This window comes from Aestuariivivens sediminicola, assembly GCF_022662015.1.
In the GTDB taxonomy this organism is placed as follows: domain Bacteria; phylum Bacteroidota; class Bacteroidia; order Flavobacteriales; family Flavobacteriaceae; genus Aestuariivivens; species Aestuariivivens sediminicola.
Map to the genome: position 1 here is coordinate 336833 of NZ_JAKMCM010000004.1, position 23466 is coordinate 360298.

Genomic DNA, 23466 nt, shown 5'->3' on the forward strand with positions numbered 1-23466 from the left:
TGGAAAATCTGATTACCATTTGAGCCAAAGGTTGCAAATTCTTTAGTTTCCGGATTAAATCCGTAATCATAAGACTCTAACTCCCTTCATTTCATTAAACATTAGAACATTTCAAACCCAAACACCTTACTCAGAACACTTGTAGATAACAAAACACTTAAAATTAGAATAATGATCCCTATCGCATTCTGCAGGAAACTGTTTTTATATGCACCTAAAATAGTTTGCTTATTCATAATCCATAACAGGATACCTACTATTAAAGGTAATAGCAGGCCATTTGCCACCTGGGCAAATTTTATAATGGATACAGGTTTGATATTTAATGAAGAAAACACTATACCTAAAAACAATATCACCATCCATACTGACCTAAATTTTTTCTTCTTCATGTTAGAGTCCCACCCCAGACAACCGCAGGTTACATAAGCTGCGGCCAAAGGCGCAGTAATGGCACTGGTAATACCTGCAGCAAATAGGCCTATGGCCATTACATACTTCGCAAATTTTCCGAATAAGGGTTCTAATCCTCGAGCTAAATCGACTGCATTCTGTACGGAACCGGAGTCAACGGATGCTGCCGAAATGATAACGCACATAGATACTAAGCCTCCCAAAGCTACAGCAATGATGGTATCTTTTCTTGCATATTTCAAATCTTCCTTTTTTTGCCATTTTTCCTTCACCAGAGAAGCATGTAAAAACAGATTATAGGGGACCACTGTAGTTCCTATTAAAGAAATGACCGTCAGTAAACTATCTTTTGGTAAGATTGGCACAAAAGCGCCTTTAATAATTTGAGACAAGTTGGGCCTGGTCATACCAGCAGAAATTAGAAATGCCACACTCATTAAAACGACTAGTGAAAGAAGTGCCCTTTCCAATATCTTATAATTTCCAACATATAACAGTAAAAATGCCAAGCCACCAATAACGAGACTATATACATTTATATTAAATACACCAAAAGGCATGCTGTAATTGCCAAAAAGTGTCTCCAAACCCAACACACCGCCAGTAATATTTCCGGCTTCATAGGCGGCATTACCTACCCCGATAGCCGAAATGGTAATTAACATAACCAGTCCTTTAAGCCAAGGGTTCTTTAATTCCATCCTCAAGGTTTCAGAAAGGCCATTACGCGACACAATCCCCAGTCTTGAGGCCATTTCTTGTAAGATTATGGTACTTAAAGTAGACACTGTCATGGCCCATAGTAAGGCGTATCCAAAGCCAACACCTGCAAGCGTACAAACCGTAACCGTACCCGGGCCGATGAAAGCAGCAGCAATAAGAGGTCCCGGGCCAATATTTTTAAAGTAATTCCTCAAAAAACCATTATTGTTTATTCTAATTGGTTAAGCGACTGCCCTATTTATCCACTAAATTTAAAGCATAAATAGCAAAGCTTCCCAACCAATGTCCACCTTCATAACTATCCCCAAAAATACTCGGAAGTGAATAATTAATATGATGATTTGCTATATTTTTTAGATGTTCGTACTCCGGCAGACCTTCAGCAATTTTATACAAACACCAGGCACGCGAGAAGTTAACACCATCTAAATGCACCAAATGACCATCCAATCGGTCGGATACTACACCTACTTCCAAATTATAGGATTTATCTTTAAGCGCAGGTAAAAAGGCTTCAAACCAAATTTTAAATTCTTCATTTGGTAGTAAACGCTTCATTAATGCCGCTTCCTCTAAACAGGGTGATAAGAAATCTGTGCCGCTCGGCTCCCATGACATGGGACAATTCGAATCCTCTGAAAAGAAAAATTGAGCTCGTTTTATAATGGCTTGCTTAAGCCCATCATGATTCATTTTCTCTGCGTAATCGTAAGCAAATGACAGTCCAAAAGCGGTATTTGTATGCGTACCGACACGTAAGGGATAATTTAATTTAGGAAGAAACGCTATGTATTTCTCAACGATTAAATCGGTTAAGGGTTGCAGATTCTTCTCCAATATCCTTGCCGTATCATCTTCCCACATATGCAATTCTTCAGCCAATTTTAGCAACCATGCCCACCCATAGGTCCGTTCGTAGGACGTATTCAGTTTCCCCTTAAAATACGCCACTTCGACTTCAATGTTTTCCCTTGATATGTTTTGAAGCAATCTTTCTTTAATACTTTGTGCTCCTTCTAAATTTGGGAACTGTCGTAAAAGGCTAACCAAACTCCAATGACCATGGACGGCAGAATGCCAATCGAAACAACCATAAAATGCCGGGTGTAATATACGCGGTGGATGCAAATCGGAATCAGCTCCTATGGTTTGAGATAATTTGTTAGGGTATTCGGTGTTGATACAATCTAATGGTAAGGCCGCCAGTTTATTGGCTTGCTCTAGGTTAAGAATGGGTTTCTCGGCAATCTCAATTGGAGTAATTTCTTTCACTTCTTGTTCTTCTTTTGAGGATGAGTTGCAACTCCAGATCAGAATCACAGTTAATATGATATATTTTTTCATGGGTAAGATAATTTATCTATATGACAATTTTTAAATGATAAACCCATATTGTATTTCAAGTTTTTTTACCCTAACCATCCTTCTCTATCCAAACTTCTGTATTGAATGGCTTCACTAATATGGGAACCATTCACCTGCTGCACGCCCTCGAGGTCGGCGATGGTCCGGGCAACCTTCAAAATACGATCATAGGCTCGAGCCGACAAATTTAATCGTTCCATAGCCGTTTTAAGCAACTGCTTGGAGTTAGCGTCTAAAATACAATATTTACGAATTTGTTTGGTATTCATTTGGGCATTATAATGAACAGATTCAGATGCCTTGAATCGAAGCGCTTGTATTTCCCGCGCAGCAGTCACACGTTTTCTGATATGGATTGAGAGTTCTCCTTTTCGATCGTCAGACAATTTCTCAAAAGGTACCGGTGTCACCTCAATATGAATATCAATCCTGTCCAGTAAAGGGCCGGATATTTTGCTTAAATAGCGCTGCATTTCCGCCGGACTGGAAGTGACGGGTGCATTGGGATCGTTAAAATAACCCCCGGGACTCGGGTTCATACTGGCAACCAACATAAATGAAGATGGATAGGTTACGGTAAATTTAGCCCTGGAAATGGTCACTTCACGATCTTCCAAGGGTTGACGTAAAACCTCAAGAACAGATCGCTTAAATTCAGGTAGCTCATCTAAGAATAATACACCATTGTGTGACAGAGAAATTTCCCCGGGTTGTGGAAAGGCCCCACCGCCAACCAATGCGACATCTGATATGGTATGATGGGGGCTTCTAAACGGACGTTCGGTCATTAATCCGGTGTGGGCCTTGATACGCCCTACAACGGAATGTATTTTAGTTGTTTCCAAAGCTTCGTGCAAGGTCATGGGTGGTAAGATACTTGGTAGTCGTTTAGCCAACATGGTTTTACCCGCTCCAGGTGGGCCTATTAGAATGATATTATGACCCCCGGCAGCCGCGATTTCCATACAGCGTTTTATACCCTCCTGACCTTTGACATCTGCAAAATCAAATTCCGGGAATTCAAGATTTTTGTAGAATTCATCCCGTGTGTTGATTATTGTTTGTTCGAGTGGATTTCCCTTATCGAAATATTGAATAACCTGATCAATATTGTCAACACCATAGACTACCAGATCATTTACTATTGCCGCTTCTTTAGCATTTTGGCGAGGCAATATAAAATGTTTAAACCCCTCCTCTCTAGCCTTGATTGCGATCGGTAAGGCCCCTTTAATCGGTTGCAAACTGCCATCGAGGGATAATTCACCCATAATCAAATAGTCCTCAATTCCATTCACCTTGATTTGATTGGAAGCAGCCAATATGCCTACAGCTAGAGTCAGGTCATAGGCACTGCCCTCTTTCCTTAAATCTGCCGGAGACATGTTTATTATGATTTTTTTACCAGGAATTTTATAGCCATTATTCTGCAAGGCGGCAGCTATCCGGAAATTACTTTCTTTTACTGCGTTATCGGGTAAACCAACCAAATGATAACCGATACCCTTATCTACATTCACCTCAACTGCTATGGTTGTTGCCTCTACGCCTAATACAGCGCTTCCATATACCTTTTTTAGCATTTCAATAATTTTGAGCTAAATGTAAGAAAAGTATCTTGCCTTTGTAGTACTGATTAGACGAATGGAAATTATTAAGGTTTTGGTGACCATATGGGGTAATTGAGGTTAATTTAGCATAGATATACATCAAATTCGTTTTGTTTTGGGTTAAAATATTATACTACATTTGACTTGCTATTAATTAGTTCCTAAGAAGGGAATGAAATTCCTTAACCCTGTATAATTATATTATGCAGGGTTATTTTTTAGTAAAACGACTTTACCATTTCTAATAGAAATGCCTTTTCCTTTGAGTTGATACCACAATTTATGAGGGCTAACGGTTCCATATGCCGTTTTAAAGTATCTTATTGAGATCTCCTCTTATTTTTCCAGGGAGACGTTGCGCATTAACACATATCATTTCGTTATATTTGCTTGTATATAACGATCTCTATATGATATCCATTGATCATGCTATACGGACCATTAAAAAGCACACTCATGTTCTAGCTCAAGAAACTATTAAACCGATTGAAAAAGCGAATGGCTACATTTTAAGTCAGACGATTTATGCTCCAATCGACATGCCTCCATTCCGACAGTCGGCTATGGATGGTTATGCGCTTCATCTGCATGATGCCTTATCCTATACCTTGATCGGAGAAGTTCAGGCCGGAGATCCTAAAGCCTTTAGTTTAAAAAAAGGAGAAGCAGTTAGAATTTTCACAGGCGCACCTGTTCCGGATAGCGCTAATGCGGTGATCATGCAAGAAAGGGTAAAAGTCACTCGCTTAAAAATAGAAATTGAAGGTGATGTGAATGAAGGTGATAATGTGCGCCCTCTGGGAGAACAAATAAAAGCAGGTGAAATAGCCTTACAAAAGGGTGCGCAATTGAATCCTGCAGGTATTGGCTATTTATTATCCTTGGGAATCGGTCATGTCAGTGTCTATAAAAAACCGAGTATCGCTATTGTTTCTACGGGTAATGAGCTTGTTGAACCCGGTACAGAACTGGTGCATGGTAAAATATATGAGAGTAATTCTAAAATGCTTTTAAGCGCCCTCTACAGTCTGAAGTTTTATGATGTTACTATTCATAGAATAAAAGATGATTTTGCGGAGACTCGCAAATCACTTAAACAACTTATTTCCAACAACGACATGGTGATAATAACCGGTGGTATTTCAGTCGGGGATTACGATTTTGTCGGCAGAGCATTGAACGAACTTCAGGTTGAAACATTATTTTACAAAGTGAATCAAAAACCTGGGAAGCCATTGTTTTATGGGAAAAAGGAGCATACTTCCATATTTGCCTTACCGGGAAATCCAGCTGCAGCACTAACCTGCTTCTACCTGTATGTTTATATTGCCTTAAGTGGCATGATGAATTTTACCAGTAATGAATTACCTCGAATAACAAGTAAATCACTTACGGAATTTGAAAAAAAGGCTGATCGTCCGCAATTCTTAAAAGCGCGATATTATAATGGTGAAGTGGAAATTTTAGATGGACAAAATTCTTCGATGCTGCAAAGTTTTGCCCTGGCCAATGCATTGGTATTTATGCCTGAGGATCTCAAAATAATTAAAGTTGGTGATAGTGTGGAAACTATTGTCTTACCCGTTTAACGATGACTTATAAAATTAAAAGTAGGATATGGATAGAATCTGATGGTCATGTGCTTTTAGGTGAAGGTCGTGTTCGGTTGTTAAAAGCCATTGATGAAACGGGATCGTTGTCCAAAGCAGCAAAGTTGCTCCAGCTATCGTACAAAAAGGCTTGGCATCTCTTAGATTCAATGAACAGATCAGCCAGGGAACCAGTAACAATTAATAGTACCGGAGGAAAAGATGGCGGCGGTACACTATTGACAAACTATGGCAAACGCCTGATCACTATATTTGATGATATTAATAAGAATTGCTGGGCATTTTTAGACGACCAGATTGAAAAAATGGAAACTCTGGACAACTCTGAATAACTGAATCACTAACCGTGGATATACCATCTAAGAATTTAAAAATGCAACAACACGAGAACCTATTTTTATTCCTTGCACTATTACCTTTTGTATCTTTTCTCTATTCGAGCGTGGGTCATGGCGGTGCAAGTGGTTATTTAGCCTTGATGTCCTTATTTTCGTTCGCTCCAGAAACTATGAAACCAACCGCCTTGTTGCTTAATCTCTTTGTAGCTGGAATTTCATTTTATTACTATTATAAGGGCGGCTTTTTTAACCTAAGACTTTTTCTGCCTTTCGCTGTTACATCGGTTCCATTGGCCTTTATTGGTGGTTCCATTGAGTTGGAAGCTTCCGTTTACAAAAAAATATTAGCCTTACTTTTAGTGTTTGCCATCTTAAAAATGTTACACGTATTTGGTAAGGAAAGTGATGTTATAAAACGCTTAAAGCTCTGGCAAGGATTTATTATTGGCGGTATTATCGGATTATTATCTGGGCTCATAGGTATAGGTGGAGGCATCATACTGACTCCTATAATCCTTTTATTGCATTGGGGCAAGATGAAAGAGGCGGCAGCGGTTTCTGCATTGTTCATTTGGGTTAATTCCGCCTCCGGATTAGTTGGACAGTTAAACAGTGGTATCATATTGGAAAAAGGGGTGTTTGTAATGGTTGGAGTTGCTTTATTTGGCGGCATTATAGGTGGGTACCTGGGCAGTAAAAAGTTCAACAATAAAAAGTTGAGATACCTTTTAGCTTGTGTTCTCATAATTGCATGCTTTAAATTAATATTTACCTAATTGATAGTAACAAAGGAAATATCAGGGATTGTACTGGCTGGCGGTAAAAGTTCCAGAATGGGAACAGATAAAGGGTTATTGGAACTCAATCATAAACCTTTCATATCTTATATTGTGGAAGCGATGATTCCACTGGTTTCTGAAATCTTGATCGTATCAAATCAATCCGAGTATGATGCTTTCGGCTATGATCGGGTTCCGGATATTATAGCGGACTCAGGACCTTTGGCAGGGATCTATTCGGGTTTAATGAATTCAAAAACCGAGTATAATCTCATTTTAAGTTGTGATATTCCACTTATTAGAACTGAAGTTTTACAACAACTATTGCATCATATAGATGAAGATCATGATATTATTCAGATTGAAAGTCGGGGTAAAACCATGCCCCTCATTGCCTTATATAAAAGCAGTTGTATTCAAACCTTTAGAGATCTCTTGGATAGAAACGAATACAGGCTCCGGTATGCCCTAGAACAATGCAAGGTAAAAAACGTGAAAATCAAAGGGAAAGATGATTTAACTACAACGAATATAAATACAGATCAAGAATTTAAAAAACTAATGCATGACTATAAAGGTTAAATATTTCGGACAAATTGCAGAAGTGACTGGAATACAAGAGGAGTTTGTAAAGTTCAGTGGTGTTACTTTAATGGAACTTGTTGGAAAATTATCTCAGAAGTATCCCGATTTGGAGAAAAAATCCTTCCAGATGGCCCAAAACAAAGAATTGGTTTCATTGGATTCGAAATTAACGGGTGATGAGATTGCATTTCTACCTCCTTTTGCAGGGGGCTGATCAGGAATAATGATCTCATCATACTCGAAAACGCTTAACAGCGTGTTAAAAAAATAAGATTGGGAAATCACTATAAATAATACGTATTAAATAAATGAAACATAAAAATGTATTTAAATCAGGAGCCATTGCTTCGGAGTTCATTGGAGAATCTATTGCCAAACATCAAAGCAAAACCAACATTGGTGCTCATAATATATTTCTTGGTCAGGTCAGGGCAGACGTCATTAACGGTAGAACGATTGCGGCTATTGAATATACGGCCTACGAAGACATGGCCAACGCTAAGTTTCACGAAATTCGCGAAGCTGCATTTAATAAATTTGATCTTACCTGTATGCATATTTATCATAGCTTAGGTAAGGTTAAAGCAGGAGAAATTTGTCTGTTCGTGTTTGTTTCATCTCCTCATAGAAAGGTTGTTTTTGAGGCACTGGAATTTCTTGTGGAGCGCATAAAATCAGATGTTCCTGTATTTGGAAAAGAGTACTTCGAAGATAAAACACATCAATGGAAGGTGAATAAATAGTTGAATTAGCTTTACCTTTTGGGTAACATTGGTTTTTAACAGAATCGTCAATGATCAATAAGTAATATTAAATAATATGGTCGACATCACAAATAAAAGTACGACACTGAGAATGGCAACAGCTCAGGCCATTGTTAAAGTAAGTAAATCCGATACCATTACCGCCATACAGGAGGACAGGGTCCCTAAGGGAAATGTATTTGCCATGAGCAAAGCCGCTGGACTATTGGGTGTAAAACGAACACCTGATTTATTACCCGACTGTCACCCATTACCTATTGAATTTACCGGAGTGGAATATGAGGTTGAAGGATTAGAAATTAAAATATTGTTCACCGTTAAAACCATATATAAAACAGGAGTCGAGGTCGAAGCCATGCATGGTGCCAGTATTGTAGCATTGAATATGTATGATATGCTGAAACCTATTGATAAGGGTATAGAAATACACCACATTAAATTACTGAACAAAAAAGGTGGTAAATCTGATTTTGTCGATACGTATAGAAAGGATCTAACAGCTAGTGTGGTTGTTTGCAGTGATACTATTGCAGCAGGTCATAAAATGGACAAGGCGGGTAAAATAATCATACAGAAATTGGAAAATTATGATATCGGTATATCAGAATATGTGATCATTCCCGATGAAAAAGAAATCATAGCGGAAAAGGTAAGATCATATCAAGAACAAGGTATTGATATGGTTATTTTTACGGGTGGAACAGGTCTTTCGGAAAGGGATGTGACACCTGAAGCCCTTATTCCATTGTTGGACAGGCGAATTCCGGGTATCGAAGAAACCATTCGCAATTATGGTCAGCAACGCATGCCTTTTGCCATGTTATCACGAAGTATTGCAGGCACAGTAGATAACACCCTTATCTTGGCTTTACCCGGATCGACCAATGGTGCAAGAGAATCTATGGATGCCTTATTCCCTGCAATTCTGCACAGTTTTCGCGTGTTAAAGGGGGTCAGGCATGATTAGAGGATATTATAATAATGAAGCAACTTAGATTGTATTCTTTTGAAGGGAAATAAAGACATATTAAAAGATAAGTATGGGCGAGCGCATAACTACCTGCGCATTTCACTGACTGAACGCTGTAATTTACGATGCACCTATTGTATGCCGGAAAATGGTGTTCAACTTACACCTAAAGGTCATTTAATGACTTATGAGGAAATATACGAAATTGCCAGATTATTTGTTGAACACGGTGTAACAAAAATTCGATTAACCGGTGGAGAACCGTTGATTAGAAAGGATATACCTGTTATCTTAGAAAAACTGGCAAGTTTACCCGTAGAGTTAACCATGACCTCCAATGGGATAACTATTGATCGATTTATTCCTGATTTAAAAAATAACGGGATTCATAAGCTCAATATTAGTTTAGATTCTTTAGACGCTGAAAAATTCAAAGAAATTACACGTCGGGACCAATTTGGTAAGGTTTATGACAACCTGTTGCTCCTGATAAAAGAAGGATTTAATGTAAAACTCAATGTTGTGCTCATTAAGGGTTTTAACGATAATGAAATAATTGATTTTATTAAACTAACCCAGAAACTTCCTCTTACGGTACGTTTTATAGAATTTATGCCTTTTGATGGAAATAAATGGGACATTACTAAAATGGTATCCTACAACGAAGTGATGCATCGTATCTATGAAACCTATGATAAAAATACCGTGTTGAGAATTCAGGACGCACCCAATGACACCTCCAAAAACTATCATATAAAGGGTTACCAAGGCACCTTTGCAATAATAAGTTCGGTGACCAATCCTTTTTGCGATACCTGCAACAGACTACGTCTTACAGCCAATGGCCAACTAAAAAATTGTCTTTTCTCCTCGACAGAGTCGGATTTGCTCACCTCGTATCGACAGGGAAAGCCTATTGAACCCATCATACAAAAAGCAGTTCAATCCAAATTTAGTATGCGTGGTGGCATGGATACCTTAGAAAAACTTAGAGATCCTAATTTACACAACAATAACCGCAGCATGATCTCTATTGGTGGTTAATACATACCAATTATTATGACAACGACAATTAAAGATGACTCTATTACAATTCTCCATTAATAGTTTGAATTCTAAATCATAAGCATTTTAATTCCGTATTTCGGTACCAATGCTTTTATGATTGATTACCCTTCACTGTCTAGCGCCCTTTCTATAAGGTCAGATCCTCTTGCAGAGAACCGGAGTTGCAATGCGGCCTCCTGCCCCTTCTGAGACATTTTACGCCACGTCTTCTGCAGAATATCAATAACTTTGCTATCCGGATGTTTTGAGGCGAACTCTTCAAAATAATATTCGAGGAATACCAAGCAAATAATATCTTCCAGACATTGGCTTTCCTCATCTTTTTTGATCCCTTTTTTACTGATTAAGAACCCTATTCGTTTTTTTAGATCCTCTTCGACACCTACCCTTTCTAAAATTTGATTCGTTAAATCAACATGCATTCTCTTCAACGCCTCACGCCACTTCAAATACCCTATACGATTCATTGGGTATTCATTTCTTGGAATTTTCCACCTGCACAGGTGTTGGGCTCGAGCTGAAATCTGTAATGCCTCAGAGGCCAATGGATTAAATTGTAACAGTTTTCGCGACATGCGTTCCGAATACAATAATTCTTTCGAATATTGAATACCATATACCTCATATGTATTCGGATCCTCTCCATTCATCTTGTCAATTAAGGCCAATGCCGATTCAAATTGTGTTGGTTTCATTCTTAATTATTTCTAAAGGGCAGCTTCTACGGTTACGATTATACTTTTGGATGCCGGTGTTTTAGCGGTGTGTGCAAAACTGTCTAAAGGAACCAAAACATTAGTTTCAGGGAAATAAGTAGCACAACACTTTTTTGGTATATCATAACCCACCACCTTAAAATTATTTGCTTCCCTGACGGTTCCTTTATAATGCGATTTTATATGGACTATTTGTTGTTCTGCAAGTTGTCGTTCCACCATATCCTCAGGATTCATAAATATAATGCGCCTTTCATTGAAAACACCACGATACCGATCATTAAGCCCGTATATGGTGGTATTGAATTGATCATGGCTACGTACTGTCATCATAATTAGTTCTCGAGCTCCGAGTTTCCAGTTTGGTAATTTGTTCAAGGTAAAATTTGCTTTGCCCGTTTTGGTATTAAATTGTCTTACTCGAGCACCATTGGGTAAATAAAACCCTGTAGGGTTATTTACACGATTATTATAATCCTCAAACCCTGATACCACAGCTTCGATATCATCGCGAACGAGATTGTAATTGTCTTTGTATTGTAACCAATTGATTTTAGTTCGTTCTCCGAAAGTAGCATGTGCTACACCGCATACCACAGCCACTTCACTCATCAATTTGTCCGAACAGGGTTCTAATATCCCTTTAGTGGACGAGACAATACCCATGGAATTTTCTACACTCTGTATTTGTTCCCCTGATTTTTGATAATCCTTTTCAGTTCGACCTAGACATGGTAAGATTAGGGCTTCCTTGCCTGTAACCAGATGTGAACGATTAAGTTTTGTACTCACATGCACCGTTAAATCGCAATTTCTAATTGCCTGTCCAGAATATAGGGTGTCCGGTACTGCGGAAATAAAATTACCTCCCAACCCAAAAAATACCTTCACTTTATTTTCATACATGGCCTTAATAGCGTCAATTACAGAATAGCCATGGTTGCGTGACGGTTTAAACCCGTATTTTGACTCAATTCTGTCCAGAAAAGCTTGAGGAGCGGCCTCCCAAATGCCTACTGTTCTATCACCCTGAACATTAGAGTGCCCTCTTACAGGACATGTTCCTGCACCCTCCTTCCCTATACTTCCTTTTAACAGCAACAGATTGACCAATTCTCTGATGTTGTCAACCGCATTTTCATGTTGTGTCAAGCCCATGGCCCAACAAATGATAATTTTATCATTATTCGTAATCAAATGAAATACGGCATCAAACACCTCTTTTGAAACCCCTGATTGTTTCAGACAATCATTAAAATTATATGTTTTTAAATCTGAAACAAAGGCATCATACCCGTACGTGTAGGTCTCAATAAAAGCCTTATCAAATACATTTCCAAGCCTTTCCTCTTCTTCTAAAAGCTTTAACAACAATGCTTTAATGAAGGCCACATCACCATTTATGGTTATGGGTACAAAAACATCCGCTATCGCCGATCCTCCGGTTACCATTTTCATAGGATTCTGCGGATTGGTAAACTTAAGGAGTCCTGCTTCTGGAAGCGGATTTATTGCTATTATCTTTCCACCATTTCTTTTACACTTTTCCAGTGCCGAAAGCATTCTAGGATGATTCGTGCCTGGATTTTGGCCAATAACCATAACCACTTCGGCTTTATAAAAATCTTCCAATGTAACCGACCCTTTACCAATACCTAATGTTTCATTAAGTGCCTTACCACTCGCCTCGTGACACATATTAGAACAATCGGGTAAATTCGAGGTTCCAAATTCACGTACGAACAACTGATATAAAAACGCCGCCTCATTTGTAGTCCTGCCCGAAGTATAAAATACAGCTTCATCAGGATTGTTCAGCCCGTTTAAATGTCTGGCTACTTTTTCAAATGCATCATTCCAAGAAATCGGCTTATAATGCTTGGTTCCCTTTTCTAAAAACAATGGTTCAGCCAGACGGCCTGATTTTCCAAGTTTAAAATCGGACCAGTCTGCCAATTCATTAACTGAATATTTCGAAAAAAATTGATGCCCTATCGTTTTATTTTGAGCTTCCTCGGCAATGGCCTTGATGCCATTTTCACAATACTCTCCAAATACTGATCGTTCATCGTCCGGATCTGGCCAGGCACAACCAGGACAGTCAAATCCGCCTTTTTGATTTATTTTAAAAGAAAGTTTCAATGCTTTACTCCAATTCATATACCGCTGTGCATGGTTCAAAGCAGACGTAATTCCTTTTAAACCTGCACTATTAGTCGCCGGAGGTTTTGTTTTTAAATTCGAGAATACTTCCGGTGTTAAAAACTTTTTATTCTGGAGTTTACTCATATGGACTAACTATATCAATCAAATATCGCATTTTTTAGAGATAATTACATTTTCAATTTCATCAATTTTCAACATCAAAAGCAAAATTAGTTTACCTTAGACTAGAATTTCAGAAGGCATAAAATGAAAAAAAAAATTACCTTAAAAGACATTGCAACTACTTTTAACGTCTCGATTGCTACTGTTTCAAAAGCGCTTAATGATAGTTATGACATTAGTACTGCAACCAAACAAAAGATTCAAGATTATGCCAAGAAACATCAGTACAAACCCAATGTAACTGCACTTAATTTACTCAACAAAAAAACAAAAACCATAGGCGTAATCATTCCCAACATAATGAATAGCTTCTTCGCAAAAGCATTTGTGGGCATTGAAAATATGGCTTCTCAAAATGGGTATCATCTGGTCTCATGTATTTCAAATGAATCCTACGAAAAAGAGGTTAAGACTATCGATCTTTTAAAATACGGTGATTTAGACGGCCTCATTATTTCTCTGGCGGAGGAAACTCAGGTCAAGCAAAATTTTACACATCTTCAAAATACCATCAATGAGGGGATCCCAATCGTCATGTTTGATCGGGTCACTGATCGTATTGCTTGTGATAAAATCGTAGTTAATGATCTGGAAAGCGCCTATGCTGCAACGAGCCATTTATTAAAATCCGGTTGCCAACGTGTGGCCTTGATTTCCGTAATTGACAATTTAAGCGTTGGAAAATTACGGGTTGAAGGCTATAAGAAGGCCATTGCCGATTATAACATGCCTGTTGAGGAACATCTTATTGTCCGTATCGGGAATCATGAAGACTTCGATGCGATATTAAAAATAACGCTTTCTGATGAAGCCATTGATGGTCTCATCTGTTTGGAAGAGAATGCCGCTGTAAATGCTTTAAGAATTGTAAAACAGATGGGTTATAATATCCCGGAAGATATGTCTATAATTTGCTTCACAAACGGTAAACTTTTACAACACCTAAGCCCTTCTATATCAGCCATCAGTCAACATGGAAAGCATATCGGAGAGACCGCAGTAAAAATACTTATTGATCGCATTGAGAACTCAAGCCAGGACAAACCCTTTATGACTAAGATGGTTAAAACCAGTTTGATCCCAAGAGAAAGCACGAGACCTATTCAATTAAAATAGATCGGCCTACCCGGTAAAATAGGTTAGAACTGATACGACAACGAGGACTAGCAATACAGATAATAAAACGTCTATCTTGTCAAAACTGTCCTTACTGGCTTGCTTTTGCTCTTTAGAAAGGGTGCCAAAGGCCAATCCTTTAATAGCTTCGTAATTAGGTGCCTGTGAAACCAGGCTGACTACAGAACAAATAATAATTGAAAATATAAACATAAAAATAGCCATATGGGCAAAATTAATCGCAGCAAAAGCATAGGCTATACCGTGTAAGCTATCTATATTTATTTCTGCCGTAATTCGCAATGCCGCTACCAACAATCCTGCTATTAAAGTTACTATGGCTCCTTTTGCATTTACACGTCTCCAAACAATTCCAAGTACAAATACCGCAGCTATAGGCGGTGCTATGTATGATTGTACACTTTGCAGGTATTTGTAAAGCGTACCGCCCCCAATTTTTTCCATTATAGGAATCCATATAATACCCAAAAATACCACAATTGCTGTTGCTATTTGTCCGATTCTTACCAGGCGTTTTTCCGTCATTTGAGGTCGCAACTTTTTGTAAATATCAATGGTGAAAATGGTTGAACAAGAATTGAACACAGAAGCCAGGGAACTCATAAGTGCCGCCATTAGACCACCTGCTACCAAGCCTTTTAAGCCTACGGGAAGCAATGCTTTGACCATTACAGGAAACACCTGATCTGCCCGTTCATAGGATAAAACCCCTTTCTGCGACAAGGCAAAGGCAATAATACCAGGTATTAAAAATATAAATATGGGCAATATTTTTAGATAAGCTCCAAAAATAGCTCCTCTTCTGCCAATTTTTATATTATTGGCCGCCAATGTCCGCTGTACAATATACTGATCTGTACACCAGTACCACACTCCAACGACAGTACCTCCAAAAAGTAATCCTGTCCAGGGAAAATCAGGATCACTCATGGGACGCCACATATTAAAATGTTCAGATCCCACGGTACTTCTCAATTCAGCCCAGCCTCCTACTTCTTGTAATCCCAGATAGGTTATGATTACGGATCCTGCAATCAGGATAATGGTTTGCAATGTTTCGGTGTAAATAACAGCTTTCATCCCACCGATGATGGTATAGATACCAGTAAATACGACTATGCCTATAGCACCATACCAAAATGGAATTCCAAGTAATTCAGAGACCACAATACCACCCGCGTAAATGGTTACCGATACCTTTGTGACAACATAACCTGCAAGGGAAAAAACAGATAAAAACCAACGCGATCGGGCATCGAAGCGTTTTTCAAGAAATTCAGGCATAGTGAAGGCACCACTTCTAATATAGAATGGCAAAAACAACCATCCAAGAAGTAATACGATCCATGCATGCAGTTCGTAATGTGCCATTGGCATTCCAGATTCCGCTCCAGTGCCAGCTAAACCAACAACATGCTCTGAGCCAATATTCGAGGCAAAAATTGAGGCTCCAATAACAAACCAACCCACATTTCTACCAGCCAAAAAATAATCTTCGGTATTCCTGTTTTTTTGTAAAATAACCCAAACGGCCACTACCATTAAGGCTAAGAAATAACACCCCAAGACCACCCAGTCCAAGCCTTCCAATACTGAATTCATCTCATTATATGTATTGATTTATAATATTTTCAAATAATTCCTGTTTGCCACTTATTAATGGTAATTCGCCATTTTCATGCGCTATATTGTACAAATCTGAAAGAGAGAGTTTGCCTTCTTCAAAAGCTTTACCATTTCCGGAATCGAATGAACGGTAGCGTTCTTTTCTTAACTTATTATACGGAGAAGAAGTTATAATTTTATCGGCTGTCAATAAGGCACGTGCAAAGGTGTCTGCTCCACCGATATGAGCATGAAAAACATCATCAATATCAGTAGAGTTCCTTCTAATTTTCGCATCAAAGTTTACGCCTCCCCCCTGCAATCCGCCTGCTTTAAGAAATACGAGCATGGCCTCGGTCGTCTCCAGTATATTATTCGGAAACTGATCGGTATCCCATCCATTTTGGTAATCTCCCCTATTGGCATCTATACTTCCAAGCATTCCGGCCTTGGCTGCCACTTCCAATTCATGTTGGAAGGTATGCTGTGCCAATGTCGCGTGATTCACTTCTATATTTATTTTAAAATCCTTTTCTAATCCATATTCTTTTAAGAAACCAATGGCTGTTGCTGTATCAAAATCGTATTGATGCTTCGATGGTTCCATTGGTTTTGGTTCGATAAAAAAGGTCCCCTCAAAGCCTTGGCTTCGGGCATAATCTTTAGCAATAGTGAGAAATTGTGCCATGTGATCTAATTCACGACCCATATCGGTGTTCAATAAACTCATATAACCTTCACGTCCTCCCCAGAATACATAATTTTCGCCCTTTAACTTAATGGTCGCATCTAAGGCTAATTTTATCTGACCACCGGCCCTGGCAAGTACATTAAACTCAGGATTTGTTGCTGCTCCATTCATGTAACGCGGGTTGGAAAAGCAATTGGCTGTTCCCCAAAGCAACTTAATTCCTGAGGCTTGCTGTTTCACTTTAATATAATCGGTAATTATATCCAATCGCTTTTCTGACTCTGAAAACGTGGGTGCTTCTGCAATTAAATCGTAGTCGTGAAAACAGAAATAGTCAAACCCCATTTTACTTATAAATTCAAATGCTGCATCAGCCTTGTCTTTGGCTGCTTGTATCGGGTCTGGAGATGCATCCCATTCAAAAGTCTGAGTCCCCGGGCCAAAAGGATCGGCTCCCTGACCGCAGAACGTATGCCAATAGGCAATGGCAAATTTAAAATGTTCCCGCATGGTTTTCCCTGCAACAACCTGATCGGGATTGTAATATTTAAAAGCCAATGGATTATCGGATTCCTTTCCTTCATATTTTATCTGACCTATTCCTTTATAATATTCTCTTTCGCCTATTATCACCATAATATTGATAGATTTTAGTTATATTTTATTTAATATCAGTGTTAGTTCATTTTTCCATTTTTCATAGGCTTGTAAGTAAGACCCCTTGGCTTTAAAGGGTGTGTACGTCATGACATGGTCGTTCTCCATGATAGCTCTTCCAAAACCGTCAAAATCGCTTTTATACAAGCCCGCTGCTCGTGCCGCACCTATTGCACCCGTTGTGCTGTAAATTTCAATTTCCTGATCAATTAGAGTGGCTACCGTATGTGCAAATATGCCAGATTGGAATAAATTATCATTGCCAGCACGAATCACCCTTGGTTGTAAACCATCCGACCTCAATATTTCCATACCATATACAAATGAAAACGCGATGCCCTCCAATGCAGCTCTACACAAATGCCCTTTATGATGAATGTTCAAATTTAAGTTAACGATTCTCGTCCCTATTTCTTGGTTATTCAACATGCGCTCCGCCCCATTGCCAAAAGGAATAAGACAAACACCATCCGAACCAACAGGTATTTCTGAAGCCAAATTATTCATTTCTTCATACGAGTTAACAGCTAAATTGTTTAATAACCAGCGGTATTGAATACCTGCTCCATTGATACACAATAACTTACCAATTCGTGTTCTGCTGTCAGCGTCATAATTAACATGTGCAAAATTATTGACGCGTTCACTCTCTTTAACCGATAAGGTATCGGTTACTGCATAGAACACTCCCGAAGTGCCTCCTGTAGCAGCCACTTCACCCGGATTTAATACATTGAGGGAGAGCGCATTGTTTGGTTGGTCCCCTGCTCTGTAATATATGGGTGTTCCCGCCGCAATTCCACTTTCTGCCTCACCTTTTTTGTCGACTACAGACTGCAATCCAAAGGTTGGCACGATTTCCGGTATTAAAGCCTCATTAATACCATAATACTCCAGCAAGAACTGAGCTATATGCTTAGCCTTAAAGTTCCAAAAAATCCCTTCAGATAGACCTGATATTGTCGTATTAATGGTATTTGATAATTTATAAGCAATATAGTCACCGGGTAGCATGAACTTATGAATCTTCTCATAGGTTTCTGGCTCGTTATCTTTAACCCATTTTAATTTTGAAGCCGTGAAATTTGCCGGAGAATTTAACAATTGTGATACACATTTTCCTTTGCCTATTTCTTCGAATGCCCGGTTCCCAATTGATACGGACCGGCTATCGCACCAAATGATACTTTTTCTGAGGGGTTGTCCATTTTTATCGACTATGACCAGTCCATGCATTTGGTATGATATGCCTATACCACTGATTTGAAATGGAGAAATATTATTTTCATGTTTTAACCTTTTTATGGCTCGACAACAGTATTTCCACCAATCGTCAGGATTTTGTTCTGCCCAACCATTTTTTGGGGCATACATTCCCATTTCCTGCTCGGGCTCCTGGACAACAGCTAAACACTTTCCACTACTAATTTGGACCAATGCCGCCTTTATGCTGGAGCTACCGATATCTAATCCTAAATAATACAAGATGAAATTGATTTCTTCAAAATTAGCAAGAGTTAGGCCATATTCAATTGTTTAAAATGAATTGAAGTGAATCAATAAAAATCAACGCGCCTAATAAGTTACGCAACTATCTTTTTATCAGCTATTTACATTCAGTCAGTGCCTACTTAAAGGTTTTCGTAATTTTCCTTATTTTAAAGATTATCTCATTCAAAAAAAAGTGAATGTAAAGCTTTATAATCCTCCATTGTATCTAAATCTGTATTATTGAATTCAGGCTTTAAATACCATATGTCATGTTCATTTTTTGATATTAGTGTTTTTGCACCAAAATCAGAATTTAACCGTATTAGCTGTTTGAGATATGAAGCACTGAAAAGTACGGGGACACCATATTGGAATTTTTGATAGGATGTCGCAATGATCGGATGCTTAACCGATGAATAAGTAGAAATCATTTCATTCAGATATTCCCAATTTACAAGAGGTTGGTCTGCCAAGGTAATCAAAATACCATCCGGAAGTGTCGCCTTTCCCATTATATACCTAGATGCGAAGGCTATGGACTCCCCTAATCCTGAATGCCAATTCATATTGTTTAAAATAGTAACTGGAAAATGCTTAATTTTTTGATGTATAACATTAAAATTAGACCCTAACACAACGATGACTTCCATGGCCTCTGTTTTTAAGGCCTGAGTAATCACATGTACTATCAGGGTGTCCTTTCCCCAGGCTAGTAATTGTTTTGGGGTACCCATTCTTTTCGATGCACCCGCAGCCAGAATAACAAGAACTACATTTGATGTTTTATCTGTCACAACTATAGCCCGGTATTATGAATTTTACCCGTCTTTTTACTTAAGGAAATAGGTTTTTGCTGACGTGTAAACGCTAAAATCTCTGCAACAACTGATATGGCAATTTCCTCCGGGGTTTCAGATCCGATATTTAATCCGGCCGGACCGTGGATACATTCCAAAAAGGCATCATCAATTTCGGGACAATATTCAATAAACTGGTTTAATAAATCTTCCCTTCTTTTTGAAGGGCCTAAGAGGCCTATATAAGCTGGTTTAGTGTTTTTGAGTGCTACCAAATATCGCAAATCCTTGGCAAAATTATGTGTCATTAGCACAATTGCCGTTTGATTGTCTATTCCTTTAAAAGCAACCGTTTCGGGTGTCGTACTCACAAACGCAAAGGCCCCATTAAAATTTTCAATAGATTTTTGCTCTTTGGCACTGGCTATTATGGTAACTTCCCATCCTGCCAGTGCTCCAAAACTGCAAAATTTGACAGCATCGTGTTCTGCACCAACTATAACCAGTTTAAACGGCGGGGCCATAGATTGTTTAAATATGGGATGCGGATTAGCTTCATAACTGAAGGCAGGTGTGGAAATAGAAAATAAATTCTTTTCAATTTTTACAAAGGATCCTAGACCATTCGGCTGGCTTTCCTCCTTTTCATAGAAAGAATGAATTTCAAAAGGGGTTCGCTCTTTTAAACATCTAAAAAATTCTTCAAAAAAACCTTCTTCAGGATGGAACAATTCCAATAAAATATAAAGAACACCTTCACAACCGAGTCTATATCGCCCATCATAGGTCATTATCTTTGACACCCCGGTATCAAAAACAGTTTGTGCCTGCAAGCGTACTTCTTTCTCCACACATCCACCACTTACTGCACCTACCATGTCTCCATTCTCCAAAATAAGCATTCGTACACCGGGTCTGCGATAAGATGAACCATCCAGGGCTACTACTGATGCTAAAACCGATTTACTACCTTTCTGTTTTGTAAGAAGGGCCTTTTCAACTATATTCTTGAATTCGTGCGTCATGGGTTAACCCTTCTATCCAACCACTTTTTCCAACTGTAAATTATTCATAAATGGTTGCTTATAGAGGCGTTGTCCGGTAGCTTGATATATTGCATTGGCAAGAGCTCCAACTGCGGGTGGCAATCCCGGCTCACCCAATCCGGTCGGATCGATGGTACTATCGATAAAAAAGACTTCGATCTCCTCAGGTGCCTGAGCATGCCGTATCAACTGATAACGATCGAAATTCGTTTCAACAGGGGCACCACCCTCGAAAGTCAACTGACTATATAAGGCATGACCGATTCCATCGATAACCCCACCCTGAATCATATTTTTAGCAGCATCCGGATTAACCACGATTCCACAGTCTACGGCACACCATACTTTTTTTACCTTAGGCTTACCATTGTCCAATACCACATCCATAACTTCCGCTACATAAGACGAATGGCAAAAATAAGCTGCTACCCCACGATAAATGCCAGGTGTAGTCTCACCCCAGTTAGACTTCTCCTTAACTAATTTCAAAACCCCAGCATAACGTTCCGGATCGTAGTCATTGTTTTCTCCAACCGGATTATTCATCGCTCGGTCAAAGAGTTCCAAACGAAAATCGATTGGGTCTTTTCCGGCTAGTTCAGCAACCTCGTCTAAAAAAGCCTGTTCAGCTCCTGCTGTAAAATGTGATCTTGGAGCTCTCCACGCGCCCGTGGTAACATTAGTTTTGGCATCAATTTTCTGAGCAGCGTAATTTTCAACTGTACCTGCTGGAAAACGATTAGGAAATACAGGACCTTCAGGTAATCCAGCTCCTTTTACACTAAATGCTATCAAATTATTATTCTCATCAAGTCCTGCTTTATACACCGACTGATAGGCCGGTCTGTAGGTTCCTTGTGTCATATCGTCTTCCCTGCTGTATATCAATTTTACAGGTCCTCCAATTTTTTTCGAAATAGCGGCTGCTTCCACACCAAAATGCACATACAGTCTTCTACCGAATCCTCCACCGATACGGGTCATGTTCACCGTAATATCTTCAACCGGTAAGTCCAATAATTTTGAAACAGAATCTTCAAGAGCTTTCGGTGTCTGCGTTGGACCTATAAGTTCGGCACTAGTTTCTGTGACATTTGCAAAGAAGTTCATTGGTTCCATGCAATTATGTGGCAGGAAAGGGGAACTATAGGTACGTTCTATTACTTTAACTGCTTTCGAGAAAGCCATATCCGGGTCGCCGTCTATTCTTTTTGCTCCCGCCTCACCGGATACTAAAGCCTCTGCTAAGGCATCGGCATGGCCATCCGAATTTTCAGGTTCAGAAACCACCTCCCAATTTGCTTTTAAAGCCTTTTTCGCTTTCATTAACTGCCATGTTGACTTGCCAACAATAGCGATAAGTTCAAAAAATCCTTTTTCATCAGACCAACTCTTGTCCGTAACTGAAGTATCGATAATAAAAGCGTCTGTTATTCCCGGCATATTTTTTATTTCCTCTTCATTAAAGTCGGTAACCTTCATTCCAAAAGCCGGTGGGTGTTGTATCATCGCCAGCTGCATACCCTCCTTTTTGAAGTCCAATCCATAAACAGGTTTGCCGGTTACAATTTTCAACCCATCCACATTTTTTTTACTTGTTCCTATCAATTGGAAATCGGTAATATCTTTTAACTCTATTTCTTCAGGCACTTCGATGCCTACAGCCTTCGAAGCAATCTCACCATAGGAAATGGTACGTTCTCCATTAATCTCCTTAATAATTCCTTTTTCAACCTCTAAATCAGAAACTGCAACGCCCCATTCTTTGGCTGCTGCCTCCAATAACATTCTTCTGCCTGTTGCACCAGCCATGCGTAATGCATTCCAACTCAACTTTATTGAGAGGCTGCCTCCCGCAAACTGATTTTGGTAAAATCCAGTATTTAAAGGTGCCTGCTCGACCACTACATTGTCCCAATCAACATCCAATTCCTCAGCGACAATCATTGGCATAGAGGTCCTTACATTCTGTCCTATCTCAGGATTTGGTGAATAGATCGTCACCATTCCTGTATCCCCTATTTTTATATATCCATTTATTTCAAACCATTCATTGGGAATGGCAACTTTTTCCTTTATTTTTTTATCTGACGTACACCCGGTGAACCAACTAAATCCTATGAGCATACCACCGCCAGCAGCTGCAGAAATCTTCAAAAATGAGCGACGATTATAGCGTGTCTTTATCTTTGTCATGATGTTTTGATTTAAAGTTTAGATGCAGTTTTAATCGCCTCTTTTATTCTTACGTAAGTCCCACATCTACAGATGTTTCCGCTCATGGCCGCATCGATATCCTCATCGGACGGTTCCGGATTGTTTTTTAATAAGGCCGCTGCACTCATTATTTGTCCAGTTTGACAATAGCCGCATTGTGCCACATCATGTTCAAGCCATGCCTGTTGCACCGGATGATCACCTGTTTCAGAAAGGCCTTCAATAGTGGTTATTTTCATTCCTTCAGCCTGCGATACCTGAAGCAAACAGCTCCTGATCGCATTTCCGTTTACATGGATCGTACAGGTTCCGCATTGACCAATGCCGCAACCATATTTTGTACCCATTAAATCCAGATGATCCCTCAGCACCCACATCAAAGGAGTGTCCGCATTTGCTTCGACAGAATGTGTCTTATCATTAATTTTTAAGTTGAAAATAGGCATAGTTATAAGTTTTATTAAATTTATGAAAAAAACACAAGACGGATGTATCTTTTAAGGGATAATTTGTTATTCACATTATTACAGAACTTAGGCTGCATTTATTATAAAG

The 23466-nt window shown here is 39.0% G+C and carries 21 protein-coding genes; 9 read left to right on the top strand and 12 right to left on the bottom strand.

Annotated features, from left to right (window positions below; genetic code table 11):
- Positions 1–101 precede the first annotated feature (101 nt).
- The 3 genes from MR041_RS11305 to MR041_RS11315 all read right to left on the bottom strand — a co-directional run bounded on the left by MR041_RS11305 (position 102) and on the right by MR041_RS11315 (position 4085).
- Positions 102–1331 carry an Nramp family divalent metal transporter gene (locus MR041_RS11305; protein ID WP_242093973.1) on the bottom strand — a complete coding sequence of 410 codons (1230 nt, stop codon included), beginning with the start codon at positions 1329–1331 and terminating at the stop codon, positions 102–104.
- A 40-nt stretch (positions 1332–1371) separates the two neighbouring features.
- Complete coding sequence (locus MR041_RS11310; RefSeq protein WP_242093975.1) at positions 1372–2481, bottom strand: DUF2891 domain-containing protein; 1110 nt, start codon at positions 2479–2481, stop codon at positions 1372–1374.
- Between the two features lie 65 nt (positions 2482–2546).
- Positions 2547–4085, bottom strand: a complete 1539-nt coding sequence (locus MR041_RS11315; protein ID WP_242093977.1) for a YifB family Mg chelatase-like AAA ATPase — start codon at positions 4083–4085, stop codon at positions 2547–2549.
- 437 nt (positions 4086–4522) lie between these two features.
- On the opposite strand from MR041_RS11315, the gene MR041_RS11320 reads away from it, so the two are divergent.
- The 8 genes from MR041_RS11320 to moaA all read left to right on the top strand — a co-directional run bounded on the left by MR041_RS11320 (position 4523) and on the right by moaA (position 10202).
- On the top strand, positions 4523–5701 hold the full coding sequence (locus tag MR041_RS11320) for a molybdopterin molybdotransferase MoeA (protein ID WP_242093978.1): 1179 nt from the start codon (positions 4523–4525) through the stop codon (positions 5699–5701).
- A 2-nt stretch (positions 5702–5703) separates the two neighbouring features.
- Complete coding sequence (locus MR041_RS11325; RefSeq protein WP_242093981.1) at positions 5704–6054, top strand: winged helix-turn-helix domain-containing protein; 351 nt, start codon at positions 5704–5706, stop codon at positions 6052–6054.
- 41 nt (positions 6055–6095) lie between these two features.
- Positions 6096–6836 (top strand): sulfite exporter TauE/SafE family protein, encoded by a 741-nt coding sequence (locus MR041_RS11330; RefSeq protein WP_242093982.1) that lies wholly within the window; start codon positions 6096–6098, stop codon positions 6834–6836.
- A complete protein-coding gene (gene mobA, locus MR041_RS11335) occupies positions 6837–7421 on the top strand; it encodes a molybdenum cofactor guanylyltransferase (RefSeq protein WP_242093984.1) in 585 nt (194 codons plus the stop codon). It begins immediately after the preceding gene.
- On the top strand, positions 7405–7638 hold the full coding sequence (locus tag MR041_RS11340; RefSeq protein ID WP_242093986.1) for a MoaD/ThiS family protein: 234 nt from the start codon (positions 7405–7407) through the stop codon (positions 7636–7638). The genes mobA and MR041_RS11340 overlap by 17 nt, the downstream gene beginning before the upstream one ends.
- A gap of 94 nt (positions 7639–7732) precedes the next feature.
- On the top strand, positions 7733–8167 hold the full coding sequence (locus tag MR041_RS11345) for a molybdenum cofactor biosynthesis protein MoaE (RefSeq protein WP_242093987.1): 435 nt from the start codon (positions 7733–7735) through the stop codon (positions 8165–8167).
- Positions 8168–8243: 76 nt separating this feature from the next.
- On the top strand, positions 8244–9155 hold the full coding sequence (moaCB, locus tag MR041_RS11350) for a bifunctional molybdenum cofactor biosynthesis protein MoaC/MoaB (RefSeq protein ID WP_242093990.1): 912 nt from the start codon (positions 8244–8246) through the stop codon (positions 9153–9155).
- 39 nt (positions 9156–9194) lie between these two features.
- Positions 9195–10202 (top strand): GTP 3',8-cyclase MoaA, encoded by a 1008-nt coding sequence (gene moaA, locus MR041_RS11355; protein ID WP_242093991.1) that lies wholly within the window; start codon positions 9195–9197, stop codon positions 10200–10202.
- A 125-nt stretch (positions 10203–10327) separates the two neighbouring features.
- Here moaA and MR041_RS11360 read toward each other — a convergent pair whose 3' ends face one another.
- Both MR041_RS11360 and MR041_RS11365 read right to left on the bottom strand, forming a co-directional pair.
- Positions 10328–10921: a DUF4202 domain-containing protein gene (locus tag MR041_RS11360; RefSeq protein WP_242093993.1), complete on the bottom strand. Its 594-nt coding sequence runs from the start codon at positions 10919–10921 to the stop codon at positions 10328–10330.
- Positions 10922–10933: 12 nt separating this feature from the next.
- Positions 10934–13231 (bottom strand): FdhF/YdeP family oxidoreductase, encoded by a 2298-nt coding sequence (locus MR041_RS11365; protein WP_242093995.1) that lies wholly within the window; start codon positions 13229–13231, stop codon positions 10934–10936.
- Positions 13232–13354: 123 nt separating this feature from the next.
- Here MR041_RS11365 and MR041_RS11370 point away from each other — a divergent pair, with 123 nt between their 5' ends.
- The gene (locus MR041_RS11370; protein WP_242093996.1) at positions 13355–14386 is read left to right on the top strand and encodes a LacI family DNA-binding transcriptional regulator; all 1032 of its coding nucleotides are present in this window, start codon (positions 13355–13357) and stop codon (positions 14384–14386) included.
- Between the two features lie 6 nt (positions 14387–14392).
- Here the strand turns inward: MR041_RS11370 and MR041_RS11375 are convergent, their stop codons facing one another.
- From MR041_RS11375 to MR041_RS11405, 7 genes are all read right to left on the bottom strand, one after another.
- Positions 14393–16009 carry a sodium:solute symporter gene (locus tag MR041_RS11375; RefSeq protein WP_242093998.1) on the bottom strand — a complete coding sequence of 539 codons (1617 nt, stop codon included), beginning with the start codon at positions 16007–16009 and terminating at the stop codon, positions 14393–14395.
- 4 nt (positions 16010–16013) lie between these two features.
- Entirely contained in the window at positions 16014–17339 is a 1326-nt protein-coding gene (gene xylA / locus MR041_RS11380; RefSeq protein WP_242094000.1) for a xylose isomerase, read from the bottom strand.
- Positions 17340–17357: 18 nt separating this feature from the next.
- Positions 17358–18845 carry a xylulokinase gene (locus MR041_RS11385; RefSeq protein WP_242094002.1) on the bottom strand — a complete coding sequence of 496 codons (1488 nt, stop codon included), beginning with the start codon at positions 18843–18845 and terminating at the stop codon, positions 17358–17360.
- A gap of 185 nt (positions 18846–19030) precedes the next feature.
- Positions 19031–19645 (bottom strand): nucleotidyltransferase family protein, encoded by a 615-nt coding sequence (locus MR041_RS11390; protein ID WP_242094004.1) that lies wholly within the window; start codon positions 19643–19645, stop codon positions 19031–19033.
- A 2-nt stretch (positions 19646–19647) separates the two neighbouring features.
- On the bottom strand, positions 19648–20673 hold the full coding sequence (locus MR041_RS11395) for an XdhC family protein (protein WP_242094006.1): 1026 nt from the start codon (positions 20671–20673) through the stop codon (positions 19648–19650).
- Positions 20674–20685: 12 nt separating this feature from the next.
- Positions 20686–22890, bottom strand: coding sequence for a molybdopterin cofactor-binding domain-containing protein (locus MR041_RS11400; protein WP_242094008.1), 2205 nt, complete (start codon positions 22888–22890; stop codon positions 20686–20688).
- 11 nt (positions 22891–22901) lie between these two features.
- Entirely contained in the window at positions 22902–23357 is a 456-nt protein-coding gene (locus tag MR041_RS11405) for a (2Fe-2S)-binding protein (RefSeq protein WP_277926354.1), read from the bottom strand.
- Between the last annotated feature and the right edge of the window lie 109 nt (positions 23358–23466).